This is a genomic window from Streptomyces sp. NPDC101227 (assembly GCF_044767545.1).
Taxonomy (GTDB): Bacteria; Actinomycetota; Actinomycetes; order Streptomycetales; family Streptomycetaceae; genus Streptomyces.
Map to the genome: position 1 here is coordinate 178303 of NZ_JBIWOD010000017.1, position 24004 is coordinate 202306.

Sequence of the window (24004 nt, forward strand, 5' to 3'; positions counted from 1 at the left end):
AGCGGGCCACATGAGCCCCGTTCTCGCAAGTGTGCTCCAGCTGATAGCGCTGATCGCGGCGCTGGCCCTGGCGTACCGTCCGCTCGGCGACTACATGGCCGCCGTCTACAGCTCCCCCAGGCACCTCCGCGTCGAGAAGATCATCTACCGCTGCATCGGCGCCAACGCGGACGCCCAGATGCGCTGGCCGGCCTATCTGCGCGGCGTTCTGGCCTTCTCCGCGGCGGGTGTGCTCTTCCTCTACCTGCTGCAACGCCTCCAGGGCGGCCTGCCGCTGTCCCTCGGCTTCGCCTCGATCAGCCCGGACCAGGCGTTCAACACCGCCGCATCCTTCGTCGCCAACACCAACTGGCAGTCCTACAGCGGCGAGCAGGCCATGGGCCACGTCGTGCAGACCGCCGGGCTCGCGGTGCAGAACTTCGTCTCCGCGGCCACCGGTATGGCCATCGCGATCGCCCTGGTCCGCGGCTTCGCCCTCCCCCGAACCCTCGGCTCCGCTCGAGCAGGGGGGACCCCCATCCGTACGGGCGACCTCGGCAACTTCTGGGCCGACCTGGTGCGCGGCACCGTACGGGTGCTCGTCCCGATCGCCGTCGTCGGCGCCATCGTCCTGGTGGCCTGCGGCGCCGTCCAGAACTTCTCCGGCATCCACGAGGTCGGACAGTTCATGGGCGGTACCCAGCAGACCAACGGCGGCGCGGTGGCGTCCCAGGAGGTCATCAAGGAGCTGGGCACCAACGGAGGCGGCTACTTCAACGCCAACTCCGCCCACCCCTTCGAGAACCCCGGCGCCTTCACCAACCTCTTCGAGATCTTCCTGATCCTGGTCATCCCGTTCGCGCTGACCCGCACCTTCGGCAGGCTCGTCGGCAATGTGAAGCAGGGCTACGCGATCCTCGCCACCATGGGCGTGATCTGGCTCGGCTTCACCGCCCTGATGATGTGGACCGAGTTCGCTCACGGCGGCCCGGCCCTGCAGGCCGCGGGCGCCGCCATGGAAGGCAAGGAGACCCGGTTCGGTACCGGTTCCTCCGCGATCTTCTCCGTGGCCACCACCCTGACCTCCACCGGAGCAGTGGACTCCTTCCACTCCTCGTTCACCGCCTTCGGCGGCGGCATCCAGCTGCTCGGCATGATGCTGGGTGAGATCGCCCCCGGCGGCGTGGGATCCGGCCTCTACGGCATGCTCGTCATGGCGATCATCGCGGTGTTCATCGCGGGCCTGATGGTGGGCCGTACGCCCGAGTACCTCGGCAAGAAGATCGGCACCCGCGAGATCAAGCTCGCCGCCTGCTACATCCTCATCACGCCCACCCTGGTGCTCGGCTTCACCGCCGCGTCCATGGTGCTGCCGGACGCGCTGGGCTCGATTCTCAACACCAAGGCCATGGGCGCCGGTTCGCACGGCTTCTCCGAGGTGCTCTACGCGTTCACCTCCGGCGCCAACAACAACGGCTCCGCCTTCGCCGGACTGAACGCCAACACCCCCTGGTACAACACCACGATCGGTCTGGCGATGCTGCTCGGCCGCTTCCTGCCGATGGTGTTCGTGCTCGCGCTGGCCGGCTCGCTCGCCGAGCAGAAGCCGATCCCCGAGACCGCGGGCACCCTCCGTACCGAAAAGCCGCTCTTCGCCGGGCTGCTCGTCGGCACGATCCTGATCATCACCGGTCTGACGTACTTCCCGGCGCTGGCCCTCGGGCCGCTGGCGGAGGGTCTGTCATGACCGCCCCTGTGAAACCGGAAGGGCCCGGCTCCATGGCCTCCAGTTCGACAGCTACTCCGACGCGCGCTCCGCACCAGGACGTCCCCAGCGGGCACAAGCCCGACGACGGCCGTGTGGGCGGCGGTCTCTTCGACCCCAAGCAGCTGGTCAAGTCCTTCCCGGACGCGATACGCAAGCTCGACCCGCGGGTGATGGTCAAGTCCCCCGTGATGTTCGTGGTCGAGGTCGGTTCCGTGCTGACCACGATCTTCGCGTGCACGTCCCCCTCGGACTGGTTCGGCTGGGCGATCGCGGTCTGGCTGTGGCTGACCGTCATCTTCGCCAACCTCGCCGAGGCGGTCGCCGAGGGCCGCGGCAAGGCGCAGGCCGACACCCTGCGCAAGGCCAAGACCGATACCGTGGCGCGCCGGCTGAGCGGTGCGACGGAGGAGCAGGTACCCGGTACCGAGCTGCGCATCGGGGACCTCGTCGTCTGTGAGGCCGGCGACATCATTCCCGGTGACGGCGATGTCGTCGAAGGCGTCGCCTCGGTGGACGAGTCCGCGATCACGGGCGAATCGGCCCCGGTGATCCGGGAGTCGGGCGGCGACCGCTCGGCCGTCACCGGCGGTACGAAGGTCCTCTCCGACCGCATCGTCATCAAGATCACGACGAAGCCCGGCGAGACCTTCATCGACCGGATGATCAACCTCGTCGAGGGCGCCGCACGGCAGAAGACCCCCAATGAGATCGCGCTGAACATCCTGCTCGCGTCGCTCACCATCGTCTTCCTGCTGGCGGTCGTCACCCTCCAGCCGTTCGCGATCTACGCCGGCGCCGAACAGCCCATGATCGTGCTGCTCGCGCTGCTGGTCTGTCTGATCCCGACGACGATCGGCGCGCTGCTGTCGGCCATCGGCATCGCCGGCATGGACCGGCTCGTGCAGCGCAACGTCCTGGCGATGTCAGGACGCGCCGTCGAAGCGGCGGGCGATGTATCGACATTGCTGCTCGACAAGACCGGCACCATCACCCTCGGCAACCGCCAGGCCGCCGAGTTCGTGCCCGTACGGGGGACGACCGAGGCGGAGGTCGCGGACGCCGCGCAGCTGTCCTCGCTGGCCGACGAGACGCCCGAGGGCCGCTCCATCGTGGTCCTCGCCAAGGAGAAGTACGGGCTGCGCGAGCGGCACCAGGGTGAGTTGGTGGACGCGGAGTGGATCCCGTTCACCGCGCAGACCCGTATGTCGGGCGTGGACGTGGACGGCCGCAAGGTCCGCAAGGGCGCGACCGGTTCGGTGATCGCCTGGGTCAAGGAGCGCGGCGGCACCGTCGCCGACGACGCCCAGCAGCTCACCGACACCATTGCGCAGGCCGGCGGCACGCCGCTGCTGGTCGCTCTGGAGGACGAGCGCGGTCCGCGCGTCCTGGGCGTCATCCACCTCAAGGACGTCGTCAAGGACGGCATGCGCGAACGCTTCGTCGAGCTGCGCCGGATGGGCATCAAGACCGTCATGATCACGGGCGACAACCCGCTGACGGCGAAGGCGATCGCGGATGAGGCGGGGGTGGACGACTTCCTGGCGGAGGCGACGCCCGAGGACAAGATGGCGCTCATCAAGCGGGAGCAGGCGGGCGGCAAGCTGGTCGCGATGACCGGCGACGGGACGAACGACGCTCCGGCGCTGGCGCAGGCGGATGTCGGTGTGGCCATGAACACCGGGACCTCGGCCGCCAAGGAGGCCGGGAACATGGTGGACCTGGACTCCAACCCGACCAAGCTCATCGAGATCGTCGAGATCGGCAAGCAGCTGCTGATCACCCGCGGGGCGCTGACGACCTTCTCCATCGCCAACGACGTCGCGAAGTACTTCGCGATCATCCCGGCGATGTTCGCGGTGGCCTACCCGGGCCTGGACACCCTCAACATCATGCGGCTCTCCAGCCCCAACTCCGCGATCCTCTCCGCGATCATCTTCAACGCGCTGATCATCATCGCGCTGGTGCCGCTCGCCCTCAAGGGCGTGCAGTACCGCCCGGTCAGCGCCGACAAGATGCTTCGGCGCAACCTCGCCGTCTACGGGCTCGGCGGCCTGATCGCCCCCTTCATCGGCATCAAGCTCATCGACCTGCTCATCTCTCTCATCCCCGGAATCGGGTGACCGCCATGAACAACTCCGTAAGCAACACCGCCCGGTTGATCGGGGCGGGGCTGCGCGCCCTGCTCGTACTGACCGTGGTCTGCGGGGTCATCTACCCGCTGGTGGTCACCGGAGTGGCGCAGGCGGCGTTCGCCGGCAAGGCCAACGGCTCCGAGGTGAGTTACCGGGGCAATGCCGTCGGCTCCTCGCTGATCGGCCAGCGCTACGACAAGGGCCGGGACAAGGCCGGAAATCCCATACCGGACCTGAAGTTCTTCCAGCCGCGCCCGTCGGCGGGGCTGGGCAGCAACAAGACCAACGGCGTCAACACGCAGTACGACCTCCAGGTCTCCGGTGCCTCCAACCTGGGTGCCACCAACACCGATCTGATCAGGGCGGTGAAGGAACGCAAGAAGTGGGTCGCCACGACGTACGGGGTCCCCGAGTCGAAGGTCCCGGCGGATGCGGTGACGTCCTCCGGCTCCGGCCTCGACCCCGACATCTCCCCGGAGTTCGCGCGGCTGCAGGCCGCTCGGGTGGCCCAGGAGAACCACCTTCCCGCCGGCAAGGTCCGGCAGCTGGTCGAGGACCACACCGAGGGACGCGCCCTGGGCTTCATGGGCGAACCGCGGGTGAACGTCCTCGAGCTGAACATCGCGCTGAAGGAGCTGGTGCGGAGCCAGGGCTGAGCGGTCGGCGCGGCGGGCGGTACCGGGGAGATGTTCCCGGGGCCGCCCGTCGTGCCGTGTTCAGCCGCGTACGGCTGGTCGCCGCCGTACGCCCGTACGCCCGACGGTGGGGGAGTGCGCCTCGGGCACCCCTTAAAGGGCCCTCGTCCTAAAGGGCCTCGTCCTCAAGGGACGTCAGCAACGCCTCCAGCAGGCCGGGAAACCTTGTGCCGAGGTCGGCGCGGCGCAGTTGCACATAGCGGTTGCGGCCGACGACCCGCGTGGAGGTGATCCCGGCCTCGCGCATGATCCGCATATGGTGCGACACCGTTGACTTGTGCAGATGGCCGAGTCCCAGCCGCTCCGAAGAGCAGTCGTACTGCTCGCCGCTCGCGTAGATCCGCAACAGGTGCAGCCGGGTCGGATCCCCGAGCGCATGCAGCACCTTCACCAGCTCGATGTCCGCGGTCTCCGGCTGCTCCAGCAGCACACCCTCGCCGTCATCCGCAGCGCCGCCGCTCACCGCGGCCTCCTTCCGTCGCTCCTCTGCACCCGCACACCCTAATTTCCCTCCCGGCTCCCTCTCCCCAAATTGTTTGACAATCATCCAACAGTCTCTATTGTTTGACGCACGTCAAACTTACCCGCCCTCTCCCCTCCGTGCTGGGAAGGACTTCCGTGCGTCTTCGTCTGCTGCTGCTCGCCCTGGGCACCTTCGCCATGGGCACCGATTCCATGGTCATGGCCGGCATCCTCGGCCTCGTGGCCCGCGACCTGGGCATCTCCGTCCCGGCGGCCGGCCAGATGGTCACCGTCTTCGCCCTGTCCTACGCGGTGCTCGCCCCGGTGCTCGCGACCGCCGCCGCCAGATGGCCGCGCCGCGGTGTGCTGCTGGCCGCGCTCACCGTCTTCACCGTGGCCAATGCGCTCAGCGCCGTGGCGCCCAACTATCCGGTCCTGCTGGCCACCCGGGTGCTGGCGGCGGCCGGCGCCGCGCTCTACACGCCCACCGCCAACGCCGTGGCCACCACCCTCGTACCGCCCGAGCGGCGCGGCCGCGCGCTGGCCACCGTCCTCGGCGGTATGACGGTGGCCACCGCGCTCGGCGTGCCCCTGGGCACCTACATCGGCCGCACCGACTGGCGGCTGACGATGTGGCTGGTGGTGGTCCTGGGGGCCGCCGCGTTCCTGGGCCTCGCCCTCCTGCTGCGCGGCCTGCCGGCCCCCACCGCCGCACCCGGCCTGCGCGCCCGCCTCGTCCCGCTGCGCAATCGCCGCGTCCTGGGCGCCGCCGCCACCACCCTGACGTTCTTCCTGGCCATCAACGTCGTCTACATCTTCCTCGGCACGGCGGTACGCCCTGCCACCGGCGGCGACGCCGGCCGGCTCAGCCTGATCATGCTCGTCTCCGGAGTCGCCTCGGTCGCCGGCAACTGGCTGGGAGGCCGGGCCGTGGACCGGCTGGGGGTACGCATCGTCCAGCTCACCGGCAGCGCACTGGCCGCGACGATGTTCCTCGTCCTGCCCTGGGCCTCCGCCACGATGACCGGCGCGCTGATCTACGCCGCACTCGCCCCGCTCGCCGCCTGGGCGGTCGCCGTCGCGCTGCCGCACCGCCTGGCCTCCCTCGACCCGCCCAACGCGCCGCTGCTGATCTCCCTCAACAGCAGCGCTCTCTACCTGGGCATGGCCGCCGCGGGCGGTGTCGGCAGCCTCGCGCTCACCGTCCTCGGCAGCCACTGGTTCCCGCTCGCCTCGGCCGCGCTGACGCTCGTCGCACTGGTGCTGGCGGCCGTCACCACGCGCCGGAGCACGCCACATGCGGGCACGGTCGTGGCCGGGGATGTGGACGTGGACGCGGGAGCCGATGGCGGCCGGCGGGAGGCGACGAAGGCCGGTCCGTCGTGCAGCGGCGGGCCCGGGAGTCCGGCGTCCACCGCCTCCGAAGGCGCCGCCCCCGCGACGCGCTGAGCCCGGCCGGACCCGAACTCGGCCTCGTGGCCGGGGCTTCCCGCCCGCCGAAAGCGGTCGGTGTCCCGTTGCCTCCCGTACCTCACGTACCCCATGTACGTGAGGTACGCGGCCGCGCAACGGAACCGGGCCGCGTGCCGTGACCGCCCGTCAGTCCGCAGGTCGTACGGGTGCCGCCCGGGAAGGCCGCGGCTACCAGACGTCACCCTCGCGCCAGTCGCAGGCGAGGTCCGCGTCGAGGTCGAGCGCGGCCGCCGCCGGCAGGACGTAGAGGCAGCCGTCCTCGTCGGGTGTGCGGCGGATGCCGTCCGGGCTCAGGGTCCAGGAGCTGCCGCGCCACAGCTGCCAGCCGCGCGCCGCGTAGAAGTCCGCGGCGTCCTCGGCGGCGCCCAGCGCGCCGAGGTCGTAGGCGCCGCGTACCACCCTTTCCAGGGCGTCCATCAGGGCGGCGCCGTGGCCCCGGCCGCGGCGGTCCGCGCGGACGCCGACGCCCTCCACATAGCCGCAGCGCAGCGCCCGGCCGCCGTGCAGCAGCCGGCGCTGGACGACGGCCGCATGGCCGATGAGTTCGCCGTCCTCGTGGACCAGCGCATGGATACCGCCGAGCGAGTGTTCCCAGTCCTCCGCGGTCATGTCGTCGAACACGTCGTACAGCAGGGTGCGGGCCGCCTTGAGGGTGGCGGCGTCCAGGGCGGAGGTATGAGCGGTACGCAACTCGGCCATGCGGGCATCCTCGCAGTCGGTGCGCGCCCGGGCGACGGAGTTTTCGGCGGCCGGTCCGCGCGGCGGGACGGGCCCGCGCAGGGGGGCGGGCGTCTCCGGACCACGGTGCGGCGGCCCGTGTATCAGAGTCGCGTCAAAACCGCACCCGAAGCCGCCACCTGCGGCTTTTGTCCCCCTGTGGGGTCTGTAGGGTCGCAGCAGGCCCAGCCCGGTGGGGGCGGCCTTCACGTAAGACAATGGGGCCATGGCACGCGGCAAGCTACGGATATATCTCGGCGCGGCACCGGGCGTCGGCAAGACGTACGCCATGTTGTCCGAGGCGCACCGGCGCATGGAGCGCGGTACGGATGTCGTGGTCGGCTTCGTCGAGCACCACGGCAGGCCGCGTACCGAGGTGATGCTGCACGGACTCGAGCACATCCCGCGCCGGGATCTGGAGTACCGCGGCACGTCATTCACCGAAATGGACGTGGACGCCGTACGGGAACGACGGCCGGCGGTGGCGCTGGTCGACGAGCTCGCGCACACCAACATCCCCGGGTCGCGCAACGACAAGCGCTGGCAGGACATCGAGGAGTTGCTGGAAGCCGGGATCGATGTGATCTCGACCGTCAACATCCAGCACCTGGAGTCGCTCGGGGATGTCGTCGAGTCGATAACGGGTGTGCGTCAGCAGGAGACCGTCCCGGACGAGGTCGTCCGCCGCGCCGACCAGATCGAATTGGTCGACATGTCGCCACAGGCGCTCCGCCGCCGGATGGCGCACGGCAACATCTACCAGTCCGACAAGGTCGACGCCGCCCTGTCCAACTACTTCCGGCCGGGCAACCTCACCGCGCTGCGCGAGCTGGCGCTGCTGTGGGTCGCCGACCGGGTGGACGAATACCTGCAGGAGTACCGCGCGGAGCACTCGATCCGCTCCACCTGGCAGGCGCGGGAGCGCATCGTCGTCGGGCTGACCGGCGGCCCCGAGGGCCGTACGCTGATCCGCCGCGCGGCCCGGATGGCGGCGAAGGGCTCGGGCAGCGAGGTACTCGCCGTCTACATCGCGCGCAGCGACGGGCTGACCTCGGCCTCGCCCAAGGAACTCGCCGTCCAGCGCACGCTGGTGGAGGACCTGGGCGGTACGTTCCATCACGTCATCGGGGACGACATCCCGCTCGCCCTGCTGGAGTTCGCGCGCGGGGTGAACGCCACTCAGATCGTGCTCGGATCGAGTCGCCGCAAGGCCTGGCAGTACATCTTCGGACCGGGCGTGGGGGCCACGGTCGCCCGCGAGTCGGGACCCGACCTCGATGTGCACATCGTGACGCACGACGAGGTGGCCAAGGGCCGGGGGCTGCCGGTGGCGCGCGGGGTGCGGCTGGGGCGGGCCCGGATCCTGGCCGCCTGGCTGGTCGGCGTGGCCGGTCCGGCGCTGCTCTCGCTGCTGCTCACCGGCATCACGAACGGCCCCGGGCTGGCCAATGACGTCCTCCTCTTCCTCTTCCTGACGGTCGTCGCGGCGCTGCTCGGCGGGCAACTGCCGGCGCTGGCATCGGCCGCGGTCGGCTCGCTGCTGCTCAACTTCTACTTCACGCCGCCCACCCACACCCTCACGGTCAGCGACCCCAAGAACATCGTCGCCATCGCGGTCTTCTTCGCGGTGGCGGTGTCGGTCGCCTCGGTGGTGGATCTCGCCGCCCGCCGCACCCACCAGGCCGCCCGGCTGCGTGCCGAGTCGGAGATCCTGTCCTTCCTCGCGGGCAGCGTGCTGCGCGGCGAGACGACGCTGGACGCCCTGCTGGAGCGGGTACGCGAGACGTTCGGCATGGACACGGTGGTGCTGCTGGAACGCGCCGGCGACGTCGACCCGTGGACGTGTGCGGGCCGCGCCGGCGACGTCAAGGACGGCGAGCCGCTGCTGCGCCCCGAGGACGCCGACGTCGACATGCCGGTGGGCGACCACATGGCGCTGGCGCTGACCGGCCGGGTGCTGCCCGCCGAGGACCGCCGGGTGCTGGCCGCGTTCGCCGCCCAGGCCGCCGTCGTACTGGACCGGCAGCGGCTGGTGGGCGAGGCGGAGCGGGCCCGCGAGCTGGCCGAGGGCAACCGGATCAGGACGGCGCTGCTGGCCGCGGTCAGCCACGATCTGCGCACCCCGCTCGCGAGCATCAAGGCGTCGGTCACCTCCCTGCGCTCCGATGACGTCGCCTGGTCCCCGGAGGACGAGGCGGAGCTGCTGGCGGGCATCGAGGCGGGCGCCGACCGGCTCGACCACCTGGTCGGCAACCTGCTGGACATGTCCCGGCTGCAGACCGGCACGGTCACCCCGCTGATCCGCGAGATCGACCTCGACGAGGTGGTCCCGATGGCGCTCGGCGGCGTACCGGAGGGCAGCGTCACCCTCGACATCCCCGAGGAGCTGCCGATCGTGGCCGTCGACCCGGGGCTGCTGGAACGTTCTGTCGCCAATCTCGTCGAGAACGCCGTGAAGTACAGCCCGGACGGCGCGGCGGTGCTGGTCTCCGCCAGCGCGCTCGGCGACCGGGTGGAGCTGCGGATCGCCGACCGCGGACCCGGCGTCCCGGACAGCGCCAAGGGCCGGATCTTCGAGCCCTTCCAGCGCTACGGGGATGCCCCGCGCGGCGCGGGAGTGGGGCTGGGCCTCGCCGTGGCCCGCGGCTTCGCGGAGGCGATGGGCGGCACGCTCGCAGCCGAGGACACCCCTGGAGGCGGTATGACCATGGTGCTGACCCTGTCGGCCGCGGCCGGCAGGCCCCTCGTCCGCCCCGGCCTTCCCGCCCAGGCCATCACATGAGCCCGGCCACCCAGACCGCCCCCACCACTTCCCCCGCGGGCCCGGCCCGCCGGGTACCGAGAGACCGTAACCAAAGGGGAGAACGCCAGTGAACCGGGTGCTTGTGGTCGATGACGAGCCGCAGATCGTCCGCGCCCTCGTGATCAACCTGAAGGCGCGTAAGTACGAGGTCGACGCGGCCCCCGACGGGGCCACCGCCCTCAAGCTCGCCGCCGCCCGCCACCCCGACGTCATCGTCCTCGACCTCGGGCTGCCCGACATGGACGGCGTCGAGGTGATCAAGGGGCTGCGCGGCTGGACGCGGGTGCCGATCCTGGTGCTCTCCGCCCGCCAGACCTCCGACGAGAAGGTCGAGGCGCTGGACGCGGGGGCGGACGACTACGTCACCAAACCGTTCGGCATGGACGAGCTGCTGGCCCGGCTGCGGGCCGCGGTACGCCGGGCCGAGCCCACCGGCCCGGCCGAGGACGAGGTGATCGTCGAGACGGACGGTTTCACCGTCGACCTCGCCGCGAAGAAGGTCAACCGCGGCGGCCGCGACATCCGCCTCACCCCCACCGAGTGGCACCTGCTGGAGGTCCTGGTCCGCAACCAGGGCCGCCTGGTCAGCCAGAAGCAGCTGCTCCAGGAGGTGTGGGGCCCCTCGTACGGCACCGAGACCAACTACCTGCGGGTCTACATGGCCCAGCTCCGCCGCAAGCTGGAGCGCGATCCCTCGCATCCGCGGCACTTCATTACCGAGCCGGGGATGGGGTACCGGTTCGAGCAGTGAGGGGCGGGGCCGGGCCGGGGGCCGAGCACGAGGCAAAGGGCTTGCCGAGCGGCTCGTGATCCCCGGTGGGGGCCACCGGTACGCTGGGGTTATGAGTGCTGGGACCCGATCCGAGAAGCCGGCCGGTCGCTTCCGCCGGATGCTCGACAGGCTGTCGTCCTCCGAGGAGGAGCTGCAGAGTGCCGAGCTGCGGCAGGACACACAGGCGGCGGGCTGTACGCGCATCTGCGACTGCGACGACCGCCAGATAGTGAAGGTCACCGGCACCCTGCGGCATGTCACGCTGCGGCCCCGCGCCGGTGTGCCCGCGCTGGAGGCGGAGCTGTTCGACGGCTCCGCCGCGCTCGATGTGGTGTGGCTCGGCCGCCGCTCCATCGTCGGGATAGAGCCGGGCCGTAAGCTCATCGCCTCGGGCCGGGTCTCCATGAGCCACGGACGCCGGGTGCTCTTCAACCCGAAGTACGAACTCCGACCGCTCGGACAGGAGTAGCCGGTGACGTCTCACGACCGACCGACCACCGACCGACCGACCACCGACCGCGCAGCCGACGCCGCTGCCGACGCCGCCCCGGACGCCGACGCCAGAGCGGCGACCGAGAAGGCGCTCTTCGAGGCCTTCGGCGGCATCCGCGGCACGGTGGAGACCGTCCTCCCCGGCCTGCTGTTCGTCGCGATCTTCACGGTCAACAAGGACCTGCACATCTCGGCGATCGCCGCGCTGGCCGTCGCCCTGGCGCTCACCGCCGTACGCCTGGTCCGCCGGGACACCGTCAAGCACGCCTTCAGCGGTGTCTTCGGAGTGGCCTTCGGCGTGGTGTTCGCGATGATGACCGGCAACGCCAAGGACTTCTATCTGCCGGGCATGCTCTACACCCTCGGGCTGGCCCTCGCCTACATCCTCACCACGCTCGCGGGCGTCCCCCTGATCGGGCTGATCCTGGGCCCGGTGTTCAAGGAGAACCTCTCCTGGCGCACCCGCAACCCGGGCCGCAAGAAGGCATACGCCAAGGCCAGCTGGGCCTGGGGACTGATCCTGCTCGCCAAGTGCGCGATCCTCTTCCCGCTGTACTGGTGGGGCGACACCGAGCACCTCGGCTGGGTGCTGGTGGCGCTGAAGCTCCCGCCGTTCCTGCTCGCGGTCTGGCTGACCTGGGTCTTCCTGACGAAGGCGCCGCCGCCGATCGATGTCTTCGCCGAGATGGAGGCGGAGGAAGAGCGCGAGAAGGCTGAGCGGGAGGCCGCGAAGGAGCGCCAGATCCTGGACGCCGTCGCCGACGACGTCTTCCAGGGCTTCGCGGACGAGGCCGCCTCAGAGACCGCCGAGCGCCCGCAGGGGCCGCGCCACCGCCGCTGACACACAACGAAACGCCGGGGCCCGGGAACCGTTCGGTTCCCGGGCCCCGGCGTGTGCCGGGCGGTGCCGGACGCCGTCCGGTGGACCTAGGCGTCCGTCCGCCGCACCGACAGCAGGTCCTCCAGCTGCTCCTCGCGCGACTGCGCCGCCACGAACAGCAGCTCGTCGCCCGCCTCCAGCGCGTCCTCCTTGTTGGGCGTGAGCACCCGCGTGCCGCGGATGATCGTCACCAGGGAGGTGTCCTCGGGCCACTCCACGTCGCCGACCCGGGTACCGGCCAGTGCGGCCTCCGGGGGCAGGGTGAGCTCGACGAGGTTGGCGTCGCCGTGGCTGAAGCGCAGCAGCCGTACGAGATCGCCGACGCTCACCGCCTCCTCGACCAGGGCCGACATCAGACGCGGCGTGGAGACCGCGACATCGACGCCCCAGGACTCGTTGAAGAGCCACTCGTTCTTGGGGTTGTTGACCCGGGCGACGACCCGGGGCACGCCGTACTCGGTCTTGGCGAGCAGCGAGACGACGAGGTTGACCTTGTCGTCACCGGTCGCCGCGATCACGACATTGCAGCGCTGCAGCGCCGCCTCGTCGAGCGAGGTGATCTCGCAGGCATCGGCCAGCAGCCACTCCGCCAGCGGCACCCGCTCGACCGAGATGGCGGTCGGCGCCTTGTCGATGAGCAGGATTTCGTGGCCGTTCTCCAACAGCTCACCGGCGATGGACCGGCCCACCGCGCCGGCCCCCGCGATCGCGACCCTCATGCGTGCGCCTCCTCGGGACCCGTGGCGAATGCCGCCTCGACCTTCTCGACCTCGTCGGTGCGCATCATGACGTGCACCAGATCGCCTTCCTGCAGCACCGTCTGCGAGGTCGGCAGCATCGCCTCACCCAGCCGGGTGAGGAAAGCGACGCGGACGCCGGTCTCCTCCTGGAGCTTGCTGATCTTGTGGCCGACCCAGGCCGGGGAGGTGTGCACCTCGGCGAGCTGCACGCCGCCGCTGGGGTCGCGCCACATCGGCTCGGCGCCCGAGGGCAGCAGCCGGCGCAGCATCTGGTCGGCCGTCCAGCGGACGGTGGCGACGGTGGGGATGCCCAGGCGCTGGTAGACCTCGGCGCGGCGCGGGTCGTAGATGCGGGCCGCGACATTCTCGACGCCGAACATCTCGCGGGCCACCCGGGCGGCGATGATGTTGGAGTTGTCGCCACTGGAGACGGCGGCGAAGGCACCCGCCTCCTCGATGCCGGCCTCCCGCAGGGTGTCCTGGTCGAAGCCGACGCCGGTCACCCGGCGGCCGCCGAAGGTGGAGCCCAAGCGGCGGAAGGCGGTGGGGTCCTGGTCGACCACGGCGATCGTGTGCCCCTGGCTCTCCAGGGTCTGCGCGAGCGCGGAGCCCACGCGACCGCACCCCATGATGACGATGTGCATGCTGATTACCCCGTGCCCTGAATTAGCGCGCTGACCTGCCCAAACACCCTGCTCAACTCTTTCTTCTCCGAGTGCCGGCGACACGCGGCTACGGCTCGCGGTCACGAAGCTACGGCTCGCGACCGGGACCTCGTACGCGTCAACGGGCGCGTTGGGCGCGGCGCGGTCCGGTACAACCGTAGCCGTAATGCCGTCCCTGGTAAGGGGCGCGGTCGACCCCGGTCGGATGCGGTCCCGGATGGGCGATGCGCCGGTAATGCGCGCCGGGCTGCGCCGCGCGGCGCCCGTAAGGCACGCTACGAGGTGTGCCCAACCTGCCTCAGCAGCCCCAACAGGGCTCCTACGCCCCGCACATGGTGGTCTGTGGTGACGATGCGCTAGCGCACCGGCTCGCCGCGGAACTCAAGGACGTCTACCGCGAACGGGTGACCCTCGTCGTCCCCTCCGCCCGGGAGCCGCACCGGCCCCGGATTCCGCCGCCGGCCCGCGCGCTCGGCCGCGCCACGGCATTGCTCGGCAGGGTGTCGGCGGCGGTGGCGCGTACCTCTCCGCCGGCCAACGACGCGATGGCGTCCGCCGGGGCGGACGACGGCGACGAGACACCGGAGGAGCCGCTGCGGATCCTGGAGGCGGCCGAGGCCGACGACGCCGCGCTGACGGCGGCGGGCATCGCCGAGGCGGGTGCGCTGGCGCTGGTCTACGACGACGACGAGCTCAATATCCACGCCGCGTTGCGCGCCCGCCGCCTCAACCCCCGGCTGCGGCTGGTCATCCGGCTCTACAACCGGAAACTGGGCCAGCATCTGGAGGCGCTGCTCGACCAGGCCGCGACGGTCGCCTCCCCCGGCGAGGACGCGGGGAGCGCCGACGCCTTCACGACCGTGCTGTCCGACGCCGACACGGTCGCCCCGGCGCTGGCGGCCACCGCGGTCGCCGGGACCAGCAAGGTCATCGAGGCGGACGGGCTGCTGCTGCGCGCCGTGGAGCGCCCGCCGGTGCCACCGGGGCAGCCGGCCGCCCCGGGTCTGTGCACCCTCGCGGTGCTCTCCGCCTCCGCCACCGATCCGGCCGCCGTCAACGGTCCGGTGCCCGCGCCAGGTTCGGCGGCCGGCGACGAGGGCCCGGTGCTGCTGCCGGACGACGGGACGGCCGCGGCGGCCGACGGGCGCAACACCATCGTCCTGGAGACCGTCTCCTACCCGGGGCGGACGGTGCGCCCGCGCCTTCTGCGCGGCCGGGGCGCCCCGCTCGCCTCCCTCTTCTCCCGGCGGCTGCGCTGGTCGCTGGCCGGTGTCGTCGGCGCCGTACTCGCGCTGGCCGTCGCCTCCACCCTCGCCGGCGAGAAACCGTTGCACGCCGCCTACCTCACCCTCCTCGACCTCTTCGCCATCGACGACCCGGCGATCGGCGAGTCGACGCCCCGCAAGATCATCCAGCTGCTGTCCGGGCTCACCGGGATGCTGCTGCTGCCGGTGCTGGTCGCCGCCGCATTCGAGGGCCTGGGCACCTTCCGCAGCGCCTCCGCACTGCGCCGGCCGCCGCGCGGCCTGTCCGGGCATGTGGTGCTGCTCGGGCTCGGCAAGGTCGGCACCCGCGTGCTGACCCGGCTGCACGAACTGGGCATCCCGGTGGTGTGCATCGAGGCCGACCCCGAGGCGCGGGGCATCGCGCTGGCCCGCCGGCTGCGGGTGCCCACCGTTCTGGGGGACGTCACCGACGAGGGCGTCCTGGAGGCCGCGAAGGTCGACCGGGCGCACACCCTGCTCGCGCTGACCAGCGAGGACACCACCAACCTGGAGGCCGCCCTCTACGCCCGCTCGGTCAAGCCCCGGCTGCGGGTGACGCTACGGCTGTTCGACGACCGGTTCGCCTCCGTCGTCTACCGCACCCTGCGCGCCGCCCACCCGCACGCGCTGACCCGCAGCCGCAGCACCTCCTTTCTGGCGGCACCGGCCTTCGCCGGCGCGATGATGGGCCGGCAGATCCTGGGGGCGATCCCCGTCGAGCGCCGGGTGCTGCTCGTGGCCCGCGTCGAGGTACGCGGCCATGCCGCCCTGGAGGGCCGTACGGTCGCCGAGGTGCTGCGGCCGGGGCGGCTGCGGGTGCTGGCCGTGGACACCTCCGCGCCCGCCGAGGCGGAAGCGGACGCCGCCGCGGGCGCGCCGCAGCCGGCGGCGGAGCGGGAGCGGGCGCATCTGGTCCACGAACTGGGCGACGGATACGTCCTGCGGCCCCAGGACCGGGTGCTGCTGGCCGCCACCCGCGAGGGGCTCGGCGATCTGCTGGCCCGGCGGCCGCGCCGCGCCGACGCCCGGCAGGGCTGATACCGGCCACCCGGGAGCGGCCGTGACGAAAACCACGCACACCACCCGCATCAGGAATCCCGTGGGCGAAACGTGCCTGTGACGTGCGGATTATGTGCGGGTGCCGCGTTCCCGGGCGCCGCCGCGCAGGTCAGGTGTGCCGCAGCGCACTTCGCGGCGGCCACCCGTGCGGGTGGCGGGTGGGCATGGGCCTTGACCAACCCTTAGCATCCTCTCCGTGTCCAAACTGACCGACGTGCCCAAACGGATCTTGATCGGGCGCGCACTGCGCAGCGACAAGCTCGGGGAAACCCTGCTCCCCAAGCGCATCGCACTCCCCGTCTTCGCCTCCGACCCGCTCTCCTCCGTGGCCTACGCGCCGGGCGAGGTGCTGCTCGTCCTGTCCGTGGCGGGTGTCAGTGCCTACAGCTTCAGCCCCTGGATCGCGGTCGCGGTCGTGGTGCTGATGTTCACCGTCGTGGCGTCGTACCGGCAGAACGTGCACGCCTACCCGAGCGGCGGCGGCGACTACGAGGTCGCCACCACCAACCTCGGCCCCAAGGCCGGTCTGACCGTCGCCAGCGCCCTGCTGGTCGACTACGTCCTGACCGTCGCCGTCTCCATCTCCTCCGGAGTGGAGAACCTGGGCTCCGCGATCCCCTTCGTCGTCGAGCACAAGACACTCTGCGCGATCGCGATCATCGTGCTGCTGACCTTGATGAACCTGCGCGGGGTCAAGGAGTCGGGCAAGCTCTTCGCGATCCCCACCTACATCTTCGTGGCAGGCGTCTTCATCATGATCGTCTGGGGCGCCGTCCGCGGCCTCGTCCTGGGCGACAGCATGAAGGCCCCCACCGCCGACTACACCATCCACGCGGAACAGGGCGGCCTGGCCGGCTTCGCCCTGATCTTCCTCCTGCTGCGCGCCTTCTCCTCCGGCTGCGCCGCGCTCACCGGCGTCGAGGCGATCTCCAACGGCGTGCCGGCCTTCCGCAAGCCGAAGTCCAAGAACGCCGCCACCACGCTGGCCCTCATGGGCGGCCTGGCCGTCACCATGTTCTGCGGCATCATCGCGCTGGCCATGACCACCCACGTCAAGATGGCGGAGACCCCGGCCAAGGACCTCCTCGACCACGGCAAGCCGCTCGGCTCGGGCTACACCCAGAACCCGGTCATCTCCCAGGTCGCCGAGGCGGTCTTCGGCAAGGGCTCGTTCCTCTTCATCGTCCTCGCCGCCGCGACCGCCCTGGTCCTCTTCCTGGCCGCGAACACCGCGTACAACGGCTTCCCGCTGCTCGGCTCGATCCTCGCCCAGGACCGCTACCTGCCGCGCCAGCTGCACACCCGCGGCGACCGCCTCGCCTTCTCCAACGGCATCGTCCTGCTGGCCGGCGCCGCCGCCGTACTGACCTACCTCTACGGCGCGGACTCCACCCGCCTCATCCAGCTCTACATCGTCGGCGTCTTCGTCTCCTTCACGCTCAGCCAGACCGGCATGGTCCGCCACTGGAACCGCCACCTGCTGACCGAGAAGGACCCGGCCAAGCGCCACCGGATGCACCGCTCCCGCGCCATCAACGCCTTCGGCGCCTTCTTCACCGGCCTCGTCCTCGTGGTCGTCCTTCTCACCAAGTTCACCCACGGCGCCTGGGTGGCCCTGCTCGGCATGGTCATCTTCTTCGTCACGATGAGCGCGATCCGCCGCCACTACGACCGCGTCGCCGACGAGATCGCCGCCGAGGAGACCCCGGACGACGACGTCGTACGCCCCTCCCGCGTCCACTCCATCGTCCTGGTCTCCAAGGTCCACAAGCCCACCCTGCGCGCCCTGAACTACGCCAAGCTGATGCGCTCCGACACCCTCGAAGCGGTCAGCGTGGACGTCGACCAGGCCGACACCAAGGCCCTGCGCGAGGAGTGGGAACGCCGCGGCATCGAGGTCCCCCTCAAGGTCCTCGCCTCCCCGTACCGCGAGATCACCCGCCCGTTCATCGACTACGTCAAGTCGCTGCGCCGGGAGAGCCCGCGCGACGCCGTCTCCGTCTTCATCCCCGAGTACGTCGTCGGCCACTGGTACGAACACCTCCTCCACAACCAGAGCGCCCTGCGCCTCAAGGGCCGCCTCCTGTTCACCCCCGGCGTCATGGTCACCTCCGTGCCCTGGCAGCTGGACTCCTCCGAGGCCGCCAAGCTGCGGGCCCGCAAGCGCGCCGAGTGGAGCGCTCCGGGTGCGGTACGGCGCGGCCCGGTGGCCGCCCAGCCGAAGAAGGAGAAGGCGGCCGTCAAGAAGTAACGGCTGTCGAGAAGTAGCGGCCGTCCAGAAGTGGCGGCCGTCGAGAAGTAAGGCGCACCGCGCCACGGGACGTAAACTTGACGGCTGGCCTCCCGCCCGGAGGCCGGCCGTCACCGTCTTGCCGTCCCGCACCCCAGGAGCCCTCCCCGCCATGCAGACAGAACCGAAGAAGTCGCTGGTCGGCGAGGAGTACGAGGTCGAGGTCGGCCCCGTCGCACACGGCGGCCACTGCGTCGCCCGTACGGAAGAGGGCCAGGTCCTCTTCGTACGCCACACCCTCCCCGGCGAGCGCGTCACCGCCCGCATCACCCATGGCGACGAAGGCGACCGCTTCCTGCGCGCCGACGCCGTGACGATCCACGTCGCCGCCAAGGACCGCGTCGAGGCCCCCTGCCCGTTCTCCGGCCCCGGCAAATGCGGCGGCTGCGACTGGCAGCACGCCGCGCCCGGCGCCCAGCGCCGCCTGAAGGGCTCGGTCATCGCCGAACAGCTGGAGCGGCTGGCCGGCCTCTCACCGGAGGACGCGCGCTGGGACGGCACCGTCGAGCCCGCCCCGGGCGACAAGGTCGCCAAGGGCGAGGTACCGGCGTGGCGCACCCGCGTCCAGTACGCGGTGGACGCCGACGGCCACGCGGGTCTGCGCAAGCACCGCTCCCACGACATCGAGCCGATCACCCACTGCATGATCGCCGCCCCGGGCGTCTCCGAGCTGGGCATCGAGAAGCGCGACTGGCCCACCATCGCCACCATCGAGGCGATCGCCGCCACCGGCTCCCACGACCGCCAGGTCATCCTCACCCCCAAGCCCGGCGGCCGCCTGCCGATCGTCGAGCTCGACAAGCCCGTCTCCGTCCTGCGCATCGGCGAAAAGGACGAACAGGTCCACCGCGTCCACGGCCGCCCCTTCGTCCGCGAACGCGCCGCCGACCGCACCTGGCGCGTCGGCAACGGCGGCTTCTGGCAGGTCCACCCGAAGGCCGCCGACCTCCTCGTCGATGCCGTCATGCAGGGCCTGATGCCCAAGAAGGGCGATATGGCCCTCGACCTCTACTGCGGTGTCGGCCTCTTCGCCGGCGCCCTCGCCGAACGCGTCGGTGACAAGGGCGCCGTCCTGGGCATCGAATCCGGCAAGCGCGCCGTCGAGGACGCCCGCCACAACCTCCAGGACCTCGACCGCGTACGCATCGAACACGGCAAGGTTGAGGCGATCCTCCCCCGCACCGGCATCACCGACGTCGACCTCGTGGTCCTCGACCCCCCACGCGCCGGCGCCGGCAAGAAGACCGTCCACCACCTCGCCGCCCTCACCCCCCGCCGCATCGCCTACGTCGCCTGCGACCCGGCCGCCCTCGCCCGCGACCTGAAGTACTTCGGCGAGGCGGGGTATGTGCCGCGGCGGATGCGGGCGTTCGACCTGTTTCCGATGACGCACCATGTGGAGTGCGTCGTGGTGCTGGAGAAGGCAGCCAAGGGCGCCTGAGCTGTGGTTTCTTAGGATTCTTCAGGTGCTCGCCACGTTTCCCGGCATGCAGCGAGTGAAGGCGTGTGGTCCCTGCTGAATCCTCCCTGACCTGCGCTTTTCGGGAGGAGCGATGGTGGCCTTCGCCAGCGGCATCACGAACCTTCGGGCTGCTGACGCTGCGATGACGCTCGTTCTGATCGGCCATCGAGTCGGCCCGGCCGCGTCCCTGCGACCGGCCTATGGCTTTGGGCGTCGGTCCGGCAGCGTGCAGTAATTACGGCGTTCCGCAGGTCAACCATGGTGTCCGGAAGCCGCGGAAGGTCACCGGCCTGCGCACCTCGAACCCGAGCCGCTGGTAGAGCGCGAGGGCCGGAGAGTTGGCCTCGGCGACATGCAGGAAGGGGCGCTCGTTGCGGGACTCGATGCGGGCGGTCAGGGCGCGCACCAACCGGGCGGCGTGGCCTCGCCCGCGTGCCTCGGGGCGGTGCAGACCGTGCTGATCTCGGTCCAGCCGGGCGGGCGCGGCCGCTCACCCGCCATGGCGACGAGCTCGCCGTTCTCGCGGACGCCCAGATAGGTGCCGAGTGCGTACGTGCGGGGCCAGAACGGTCCCGGACGTGTCCGTGCGGTGAGGGCGAGCATGTCCGGGACGTCGGCGCCCCCCAGCTCGACGACGGAAGCCGCAGGCGGCTCGACGGCCGCCGTGGAGCCGGGATCGCCGGTCACGGGACGGATCATCTGGAGGCCGGCGAGGGAGAAGACCGGTTCCCAGTCGTCCGGTGGCGTCGCCGGGCAGCTGAACATGCCGGCGAATTCACCGCACCCGAGCAGGGCGGCCAGATCGACCCACGCGGACGGGCCGGGTGCGACAGGGCCCGCGGCGAAGGTCGCGACGTCCGGCAGATAGGTGGCGGCCTCGCCGCGCCGACGGGCCAGATGGGCGTGGGCGCCGCGGAGCGACTAGCCCACCGGGTCGTCCAGTGCCGACTCGTCGCGATTGACCTTCATGGTGTGTCCTTCTGCGTCTCGTGCGCCGGCAAGCGAATCGTAGGCCTCACTAATGACCGACGGGCTCATACCGACAACTCCGGACGACGCCTTCGTGATGCCGATGGCGGGCAACCAACGGTTCATGGCAGGAGCCCCCGCCCACCTGACCAGCACGCCGCCCCGAACGCATCCGGCACCGCTGGACCTGCTCCTCGACCGTTCCCACGCGCTCGCCGGGCGCGTGGCGGCGGGGCGGACGGAGGTGGTGGGGACGTCCTGTCAACTCGTGGACACCTCCGTGCAGTAGGTCGCCTCCCGCGGGTCGGGCGAGGCCCTCACCCGAAGGGGTTGAGGACCAGGTAGCCGTCGACACGGCCGAGGTAGTCCGACACGGGGTCGGGCGGGAGCGCGCGTCCAAGATGCTCGGTTCGGACCTCGCAGATCCACTGGTCGTGCTGGTACTCGTGGTTGATGAGCGCGATCAGCAGGTGGGTGGCGATGATGCTCATCTGGGTGGGGGCGCCGACCTCGCCCGCGGCAATGGCGCCGATACGGGCGTGGACGCGTTCGGCGACGGTGTCGCGGAACGTGGCGAGCCGTTCGACGGTGGGTAGGGCGCCGCGGAACTTCTCCGGATTCGCCGAGTCCATCAGGCCGTCAAGGTCCGGGTCCGGGCTCGGCTCGGCGGCGGTCAGGTTGCGGATCATGAAGTGGGCGACGAGGGCCTGGTGCCCGAGGTGCCAGCCGATCGCGCTGAATTCCTCGTGCGGGCGCCAGGTCACCTCGTCCGCGCCGAGGTCCTTCCACAGCTCATCGGTGTAGGTGCGGGAACGGTCGTACTCGCGCAGCAGTGCTTGTACCTCGTACATGGCAATGGCCTCTCGGACGCTCAGACGGTGTCGTAGATCCGTACCTCGGGCGCCGCCTTGAGCAGCGGGGTCCCCGCGGCGCGCTCACCGTCGACCGCACACGCCTCGCCGGTGCCACCCCGGTCTGGATGGGCGGCGTAGCCAAGGTCGTCGCCCGGTACGCCATGTCTGGCACGCGGCGGGACTCGCCGGCGCGGCGATCGCAGGACCGGCCCGCTCCAGGAGATCCACGACATGCCGGGGCCGGACGCCCGTCCCGCCGCACTCTCGTGGTGGCATATGCGCGAGTTGCACGGCGCGTCCAGTTCGTGCCGGGTGACCAGCCGAATCGCGGCGAACACACCGATCGCGCCGAAGGATTTCTCAGGCTGTCTGCCGACCCGTCGGCCACCGCCATGGAATGGCGCCGACCGGTCAAGCCGGCGACTGAGAACCAAGGGGCGGAACCCAGACGCTTCCCGACGGCTCAGACTCAGCGACCCGTCGCAAGATTGGCGCCGCCGGTGCAGTCCAGCACCACGCCGGTGATGAAGCCGTTCCCGGCGAGCATCCGGATGGCGCTCGCAACGTCCTCCGCTCGGCCGACCCGGCCGGTCGGCGTCGTGGCGGCCAGTCCGTCGAAGAGCTCCTTGCGCTGCTCTGCCGGAACCCGGTCCCACCAAGGGGTGTCGATGACGCCCGGCGAGACCGCGTTGACCCGCAAGGGGGCCAGCTCGACGGCCAGCGGCGGCACCATCGCCGACAGCGCGCCGTTGATCGCGGCGAGTCCCGCTGTGCCGGGGAACGCCGCACGTGCCGACGCCGCGCCGACCAGGGTCACCGAACCCTCCCGGCGCATCCGGGGCAGGGCAGCCTGCAGGATGCGTACGTACGGCCAGAACTTGCCGTCGAAGCCGGCCGCGAGGTCCGCCAAGTCCAGTTGCGCGAAAGGGCCACTGCCCGCAGAGCTGCTGAGCGCCAGCACCAGATGGTCGACCGGCCCGGACTGGGCGAAGAAACCGTCGATGTCCGTCTGGTCGGCACCGTCCATCCGATACGCCGTCGTCTTGCCGCCGATGCGCTCGACCGCCCGGTCCAGCCGTTCCTGACTGCGCCCGGTGACGATCACCTCCGCACCGTCCGCGGCGAACCGCGCTGCCGTCTCCTCGCCGATGCCGGAGCTGCCGCCCATGACGACTACGCGATGTCCGCTCAGTTCCTTCGAACCGTTCTGCAGCATGACCTGCCCTCACCTGTCGATTTAACGAGACTATCGGTCTCGACAAAGCATTACCGAGACTGTCAGTCTCGTCAAGGGTTTAGAATCAAGGCCGAGGGCCAGCCGCCGACTACCGAGGATCGAGTGATGGACGACCACCGCCCCCACACCGGCCGACGCCGCAACGAACACGTCCGCCAGGCGATCCTTGACGGCTCGCTGCGCCTCCTTGCTTCCGCGCAGGGCAGCCCCGTCACGGTGGAGGCGATCGCGCGTGAGGCGGGAGTGGGGAAGCAGACCATCTACCGCTGGTGGCCCTCGAAAGGCGCCGTCCTGCTGGAGGCGCTCACCGACCGTGCGGAAGAAGCGGCACCGTCGCCCGACACCGGCAGCCTCCACGGCGACCTCCGCGCCGTCGTCGCCGCGACCTTCACCGGCGCCCAGGACCCGGCAACCGCCCCCGCCCTGCACACCCTCGTACGCGAAGCGGCCCGCGACCCCCATCTCGCCGAGCTGATGCAGGCGTTCACCGGCACCCGACGGGCCGCGCTGCGAGAGGTGCTCACCCGCGGCCGGGAACGCGGCGAGCTGCCCCCCGACCGCGATCTCGACCTGATGGTCGATCAGGTATACGGGGTGTTCTGGTACCGCTTCCTCCTCGGGCACGCCCCCCTGACGGAGGAGATCGCCGACCGCCTCACCGACTCGCTCATCGCGCCGGGCTGCCCAGGCGACCCGGCCGGCACCTGAGGTCCCATCCGCGGAGCAGCTGTGCCATGACCTGCTGCGGCCGTTCGGCCGGGGGGAAGCCATCCGGCCCTGCCGGTGCAAATGTTCAGGACCGTAGGACGCCCAGCTCCGGCGCTGCCTGCTCCGGGGGCTGCCTCAGGCAGTCTTTGGCGGGCCCTGAGAGGGGCTGGCGGCTTGCCACAGTCATGGCGTCGACGGGCGCAACGAGCGCCTGAACTGTGGTCTTCTGGATTGCTCCGGCGCGGCCGGCTGTGCTCGACCGATTTTCCCAAGCCCACCACGTGGAGCGTGCGCATAGCTCGAACCACCGCGGACGCACCCCCAAGTCGTGCCGCACCCATAGGATCGTGTAAGTTCTTCGAGTTGCCACGGAGCCGACAGGCCCCGGGCGACCATCCCGCCGCTTCGCGGCACACCACTACTGCACGGCCCCTCACCGGGAACAATTTCGGCATGCGAATTTCGCACCGGGACTCGATTATGAGTGACCGAGGAATTCCGCTAAAGTAGTGACCCCGACAGGGAATCGGAACTGAATTCGAACCGGAAACGGAACGAAATCGGATCTGATACAGTCGGAAA

20 protein-coding genes and 1 pseudogene are annotated in these 24004 nt (G+C 70.8%); 13 read left to right on the plus strand and 8 right to left on the minus strand.

Features of this window, described 5'->3' with window-relative positions; all coding sequences use genetic code 11:
• The first annotated feature begins 10 nt into the window (after positions 1-10).
• The 3 genes from kdpA to kdpC are packed head-to-tail and all read left to right on the plus strand — an operon-like array spanning position 11 to position 4535.
• Positions 11-1726 carry a potassium-transporting ATPase subunit KdpA gene (gene kdpA / locus ACIRPT_RS31980; RefSeq protein WP_403833510.1) on the plus strand — a complete coding sequence of 572 codons (1716 nt, stop codon included), beginning with the start codon at positions 11-13 and terminating at the stop codon, positions 1724-1726.
• On the plus strand, positions 1723-3867 hold the full coding sequence (kdpB, locus tag ACIRPT_RS31985; RefSeq protein ID WP_403833462.1) for a potassium-transporting ATPase subunit KdpB: 2145 nt from the start codon (positions 1723-1725) through the stop codon (positions 3865-3867). The genes kdpA and kdpB overlap by 4 nt, the downstream gene beginning before the upstream one ends.
• A gap of 5 nt (positions 3868-3872) precedes the next feature.
• Entirely contained in the window at positions 3873-4535 is a 663-nt protein-coding gene (gene kdpC, locus ACIRPT_RS31990; protein ID WP_403833464.1) for a potassium-transporting ATPase subunit KdpC, read from the plus strand.
• 148 nt (positions 4536-4683) lie between these two features.
• Here the strand turns inward: kdpC and ACIRPT_RS31995 are convergent, their stop codons facing one another.
• On the minus strand, positions 4684-5037 hold the full coding sequence (locus tag ACIRPT_RS31995; RefSeq protein WP_403511448.1) for an ArsR/SmtB family transcription factor: 354 nt from the start codon (positions 5035-5037) through the stop codon (positions 4684-4686).
• Between the two features lie 155 nt (positions 5038-5192).
• On the opposite strand from ACIRPT_RS31995, the gene ACIRPT_RS32000 reads away from it, so the two are divergent.
• The gene (locus ACIRPT_RS32000) at positions 5193-6485 is read left to right on the plus strand and encodes an MFS transporter (protein WP_403833467.1); all 1293 of its coding nucleotides are present in this window, start codon (positions 5193-5195) and stop codon (positions 6483-6485) included.
• A gap of 192 nt (positions 6486-6677) precedes the next feature.
• Here ACIRPT_RS32000 and ACIRPT_RS32005 read toward each other — a convergent pair whose 3' ends face one another.
• Positions 6678-7208 carry a GNAT family N-acetyltransferase gene (locus tag ACIRPT_RS32005; RefSeq protein WP_403511443.1) on the minus strand — a complete coding sequence of 177 codons (531 nt, stop codon included), beginning with the start codon at positions 7206-7208 and terminating at the stop codon, positions 6678-6680.
• A gap of 244 nt (positions 7209-7452) precedes the next feature.
• Between ACIRPT_RS32005 and ACIRPT_RS32010 the strand changes: the two genes are divergently transcribed.
• The 4 genes from ACIRPT_RS32010 to ACIRPT_RS32025 all read left to right on the plus strand — a co-directional run bounded on the left by ACIRPT_RS32010 (position 7453) and on the right by ACIRPT_RS32025 (position 12134).
• Positions 7453-10008: a DUF4118 domain-containing protein gene (locus tag ACIRPT_RS32010; protein WP_403833470.1), complete on the plus strand. Its 2556-nt coding sequence runs from the start codon at positions 7453-7455 to the stop codon at positions 10006-10008.
• A gap of 88 nt (positions 10009-10096) precedes the next feature.
• On the plus strand, positions 10097-10780 hold the full coding sequence (locus ACIRPT_RS32015) for a response regulator (RefSeq protein WP_403511437.1): 684 nt from the start codon (positions 10097-10099) through the stop codon (positions 10778-10780).
• 91 nt (positions 10781-10871) lie between these two features.
• Positions 10872-11270, plus strand: a complete 399-nt coding sequence (locus ACIRPT_RS32020; RefSeq protein ID WP_403511433.1) for an OB-fold nucleic acid binding domain-containing protein — start codon at positions 10872-10874, stop codon at positions 11268-11270.
• Between the two features lie 3 nt (positions 11271-11273).
• Positions 11274-12134, plus strand: coding sequence for a DUF3159 domain-containing protein (locus ACIRPT_RS32025; protein ID WP_403833472.1), 861 nt, complete (start codon positions 11274-11276; stop codon positions 12132-12134).
• A gap of 86 nt (positions 12135-12220) precedes the next feature.
• On the opposite strand, the gene ACIRPT_RS32030 is transcribed toward ACIRPT_RS32025, so the two are convergent.
• Both ACIRPT_RS32030 and ACIRPT_RS32035 read right to left on the minus strand, forming a co-directional pair.
• Positions 12221-12892: a TrkA family potassium uptake protein gene (locus ACIRPT_RS32030; protein WP_030062961.1), complete on the minus strand. Its 672-nt coding sequence runs from the start codon at positions 12890-12892 to the stop codon at positions 12221-12223.
• A complete protein-coding gene (locus ACIRPT_RS32035; RefSeq protein ID WP_403511427.1) occupies positions 12889-13557 on the minus strand; it encodes a potassium channel family protein in 669 nt (222 codons plus the stop codon). The genes ACIRPT_RS32030 and ACIRPT_RS32035 overlap by 4 nt, the downstream gene beginning before the upstream one ends.
• A gap of 353 nt (positions 13558-13910) precedes the next feature.
• On the opposite strand from ACIRPT_RS32035, the gene ACIRPT_RS32040 reads away from it, so the two are divergent.
• From ACIRPT_RS32040 to ACIRPT_RS32050, 3 genes are all read left to right on the plus strand, one after another.
• Positions 13911-15881, plus strand: coding sequence for an NAD-binding protein (locus tag ACIRPT_RS32040; RefSeq protein ID WP_403833512.1), 1971 nt, complete (start codon positions 13911-13913; stop codon positions 15879-15881).
• A gap of 217 nt (positions 15882-16098) precedes the next feature.
• Complete coding sequence (locus tag ACIRPT_RS32045; RefSeq protein ID WP_403833475.1) at positions 16099-18153, plus strand: APC family permease; 2055 nt, start codon at positions 16099-16101, stop codon at positions 18151-18153.
• Between the two features lie 151 nt (positions 18154-18304).
• Positions 18305-19633, plus strand: a complete 1329-nt coding sequence (locus ACIRPT_RS32050; RefSeq protein WP_403833477.1) for a class I SAM-dependent RNA methyltransferase — start codon at positions 18305-18307, stop codon at positions 19631-19633.
• A 256-nt stretch (positions 19634-19889) separates the two neighbouring features.
• Here ACIRPT_RS32050 and ACIRPT_RS32055 read toward each other — a convergent pair.
• Positions 19890-20623 (minus strand): annotated as a pseudogene (locus tag ACIRPT_RS32055) (GNAT family N-acetyltransferase).
• 52 nt (positions 20624-20675) lie between these two features.
• Here ACIRPT_RS32055 and ACIRPT_RS32060 point away from each other — a divergent pair.
• Positions 20676-20912 carry a hypothetical protein gene (locus tag ACIRPT_RS32060; RefSeq protein WP_403833479.1) on the plus strand — a complete coding sequence of 79 codons (237 nt, stop codon included), beginning with the start codon at positions 20676-20678 and terminating at the stop codon, positions 20910-20912.
• A gap of 28 nt (positions 20913-20940) precedes the next feature.
• On the opposite strand, the gene ACIRPT_RS32065 is transcribed toward ACIRPT_RS32060, so the two are convergent.
• From ACIRPT_RS32065 to ACIRPT_RS32075, 3 genes are all read right to left on the minus strand, one after another.
• Positions 20941-21474, minus strand: a complete 534-nt coding sequence (locus tag ACIRPT_RS32065; protein WP_403833481.1) for a DinB family protein — start codon at positions 21472-21474, stop codon at positions 20941-20943.
• A gap of 20 nt (positions 21475-21494) precedes the next feature.
• Positions 21495-21815, minus strand: coding sequence for a hypothetical protein (locus ACIRPT_RS32070; protein WP_403833483.1), 321 nt, complete (start codon positions 21813-21815; stop codon positions 21495-21497).
• Positions 21816-21946: 131 nt separating this feature from the next.
• A complete protein-coding gene (locus tag ACIRPT_RS32075; protein WP_403833486.1) occupies positions 21947-22693 on the minus strand; it encodes an SDR family oxidoreductase in 747 nt (248 codons plus the stop codon).
• Between the two features lie 126 nt (positions 22694-22819).
• Here ACIRPT_RS32075 and ACIRPT_RS32080 point away from each other — a divergent pair, with 126 nt between their 5' ends.
• Positions 22820-23422, plus strand: a complete 603-nt coding sequence (locus ACIRPT_RS32080) for a TetR/AcrR family transcriptional regulator (protein ID WP_403833489.1) — start codon at positions 22820-22822, stop codon at positions 23420-23422.
• Positions 23423-24004 lie beyond the last annotated feature (582 nt).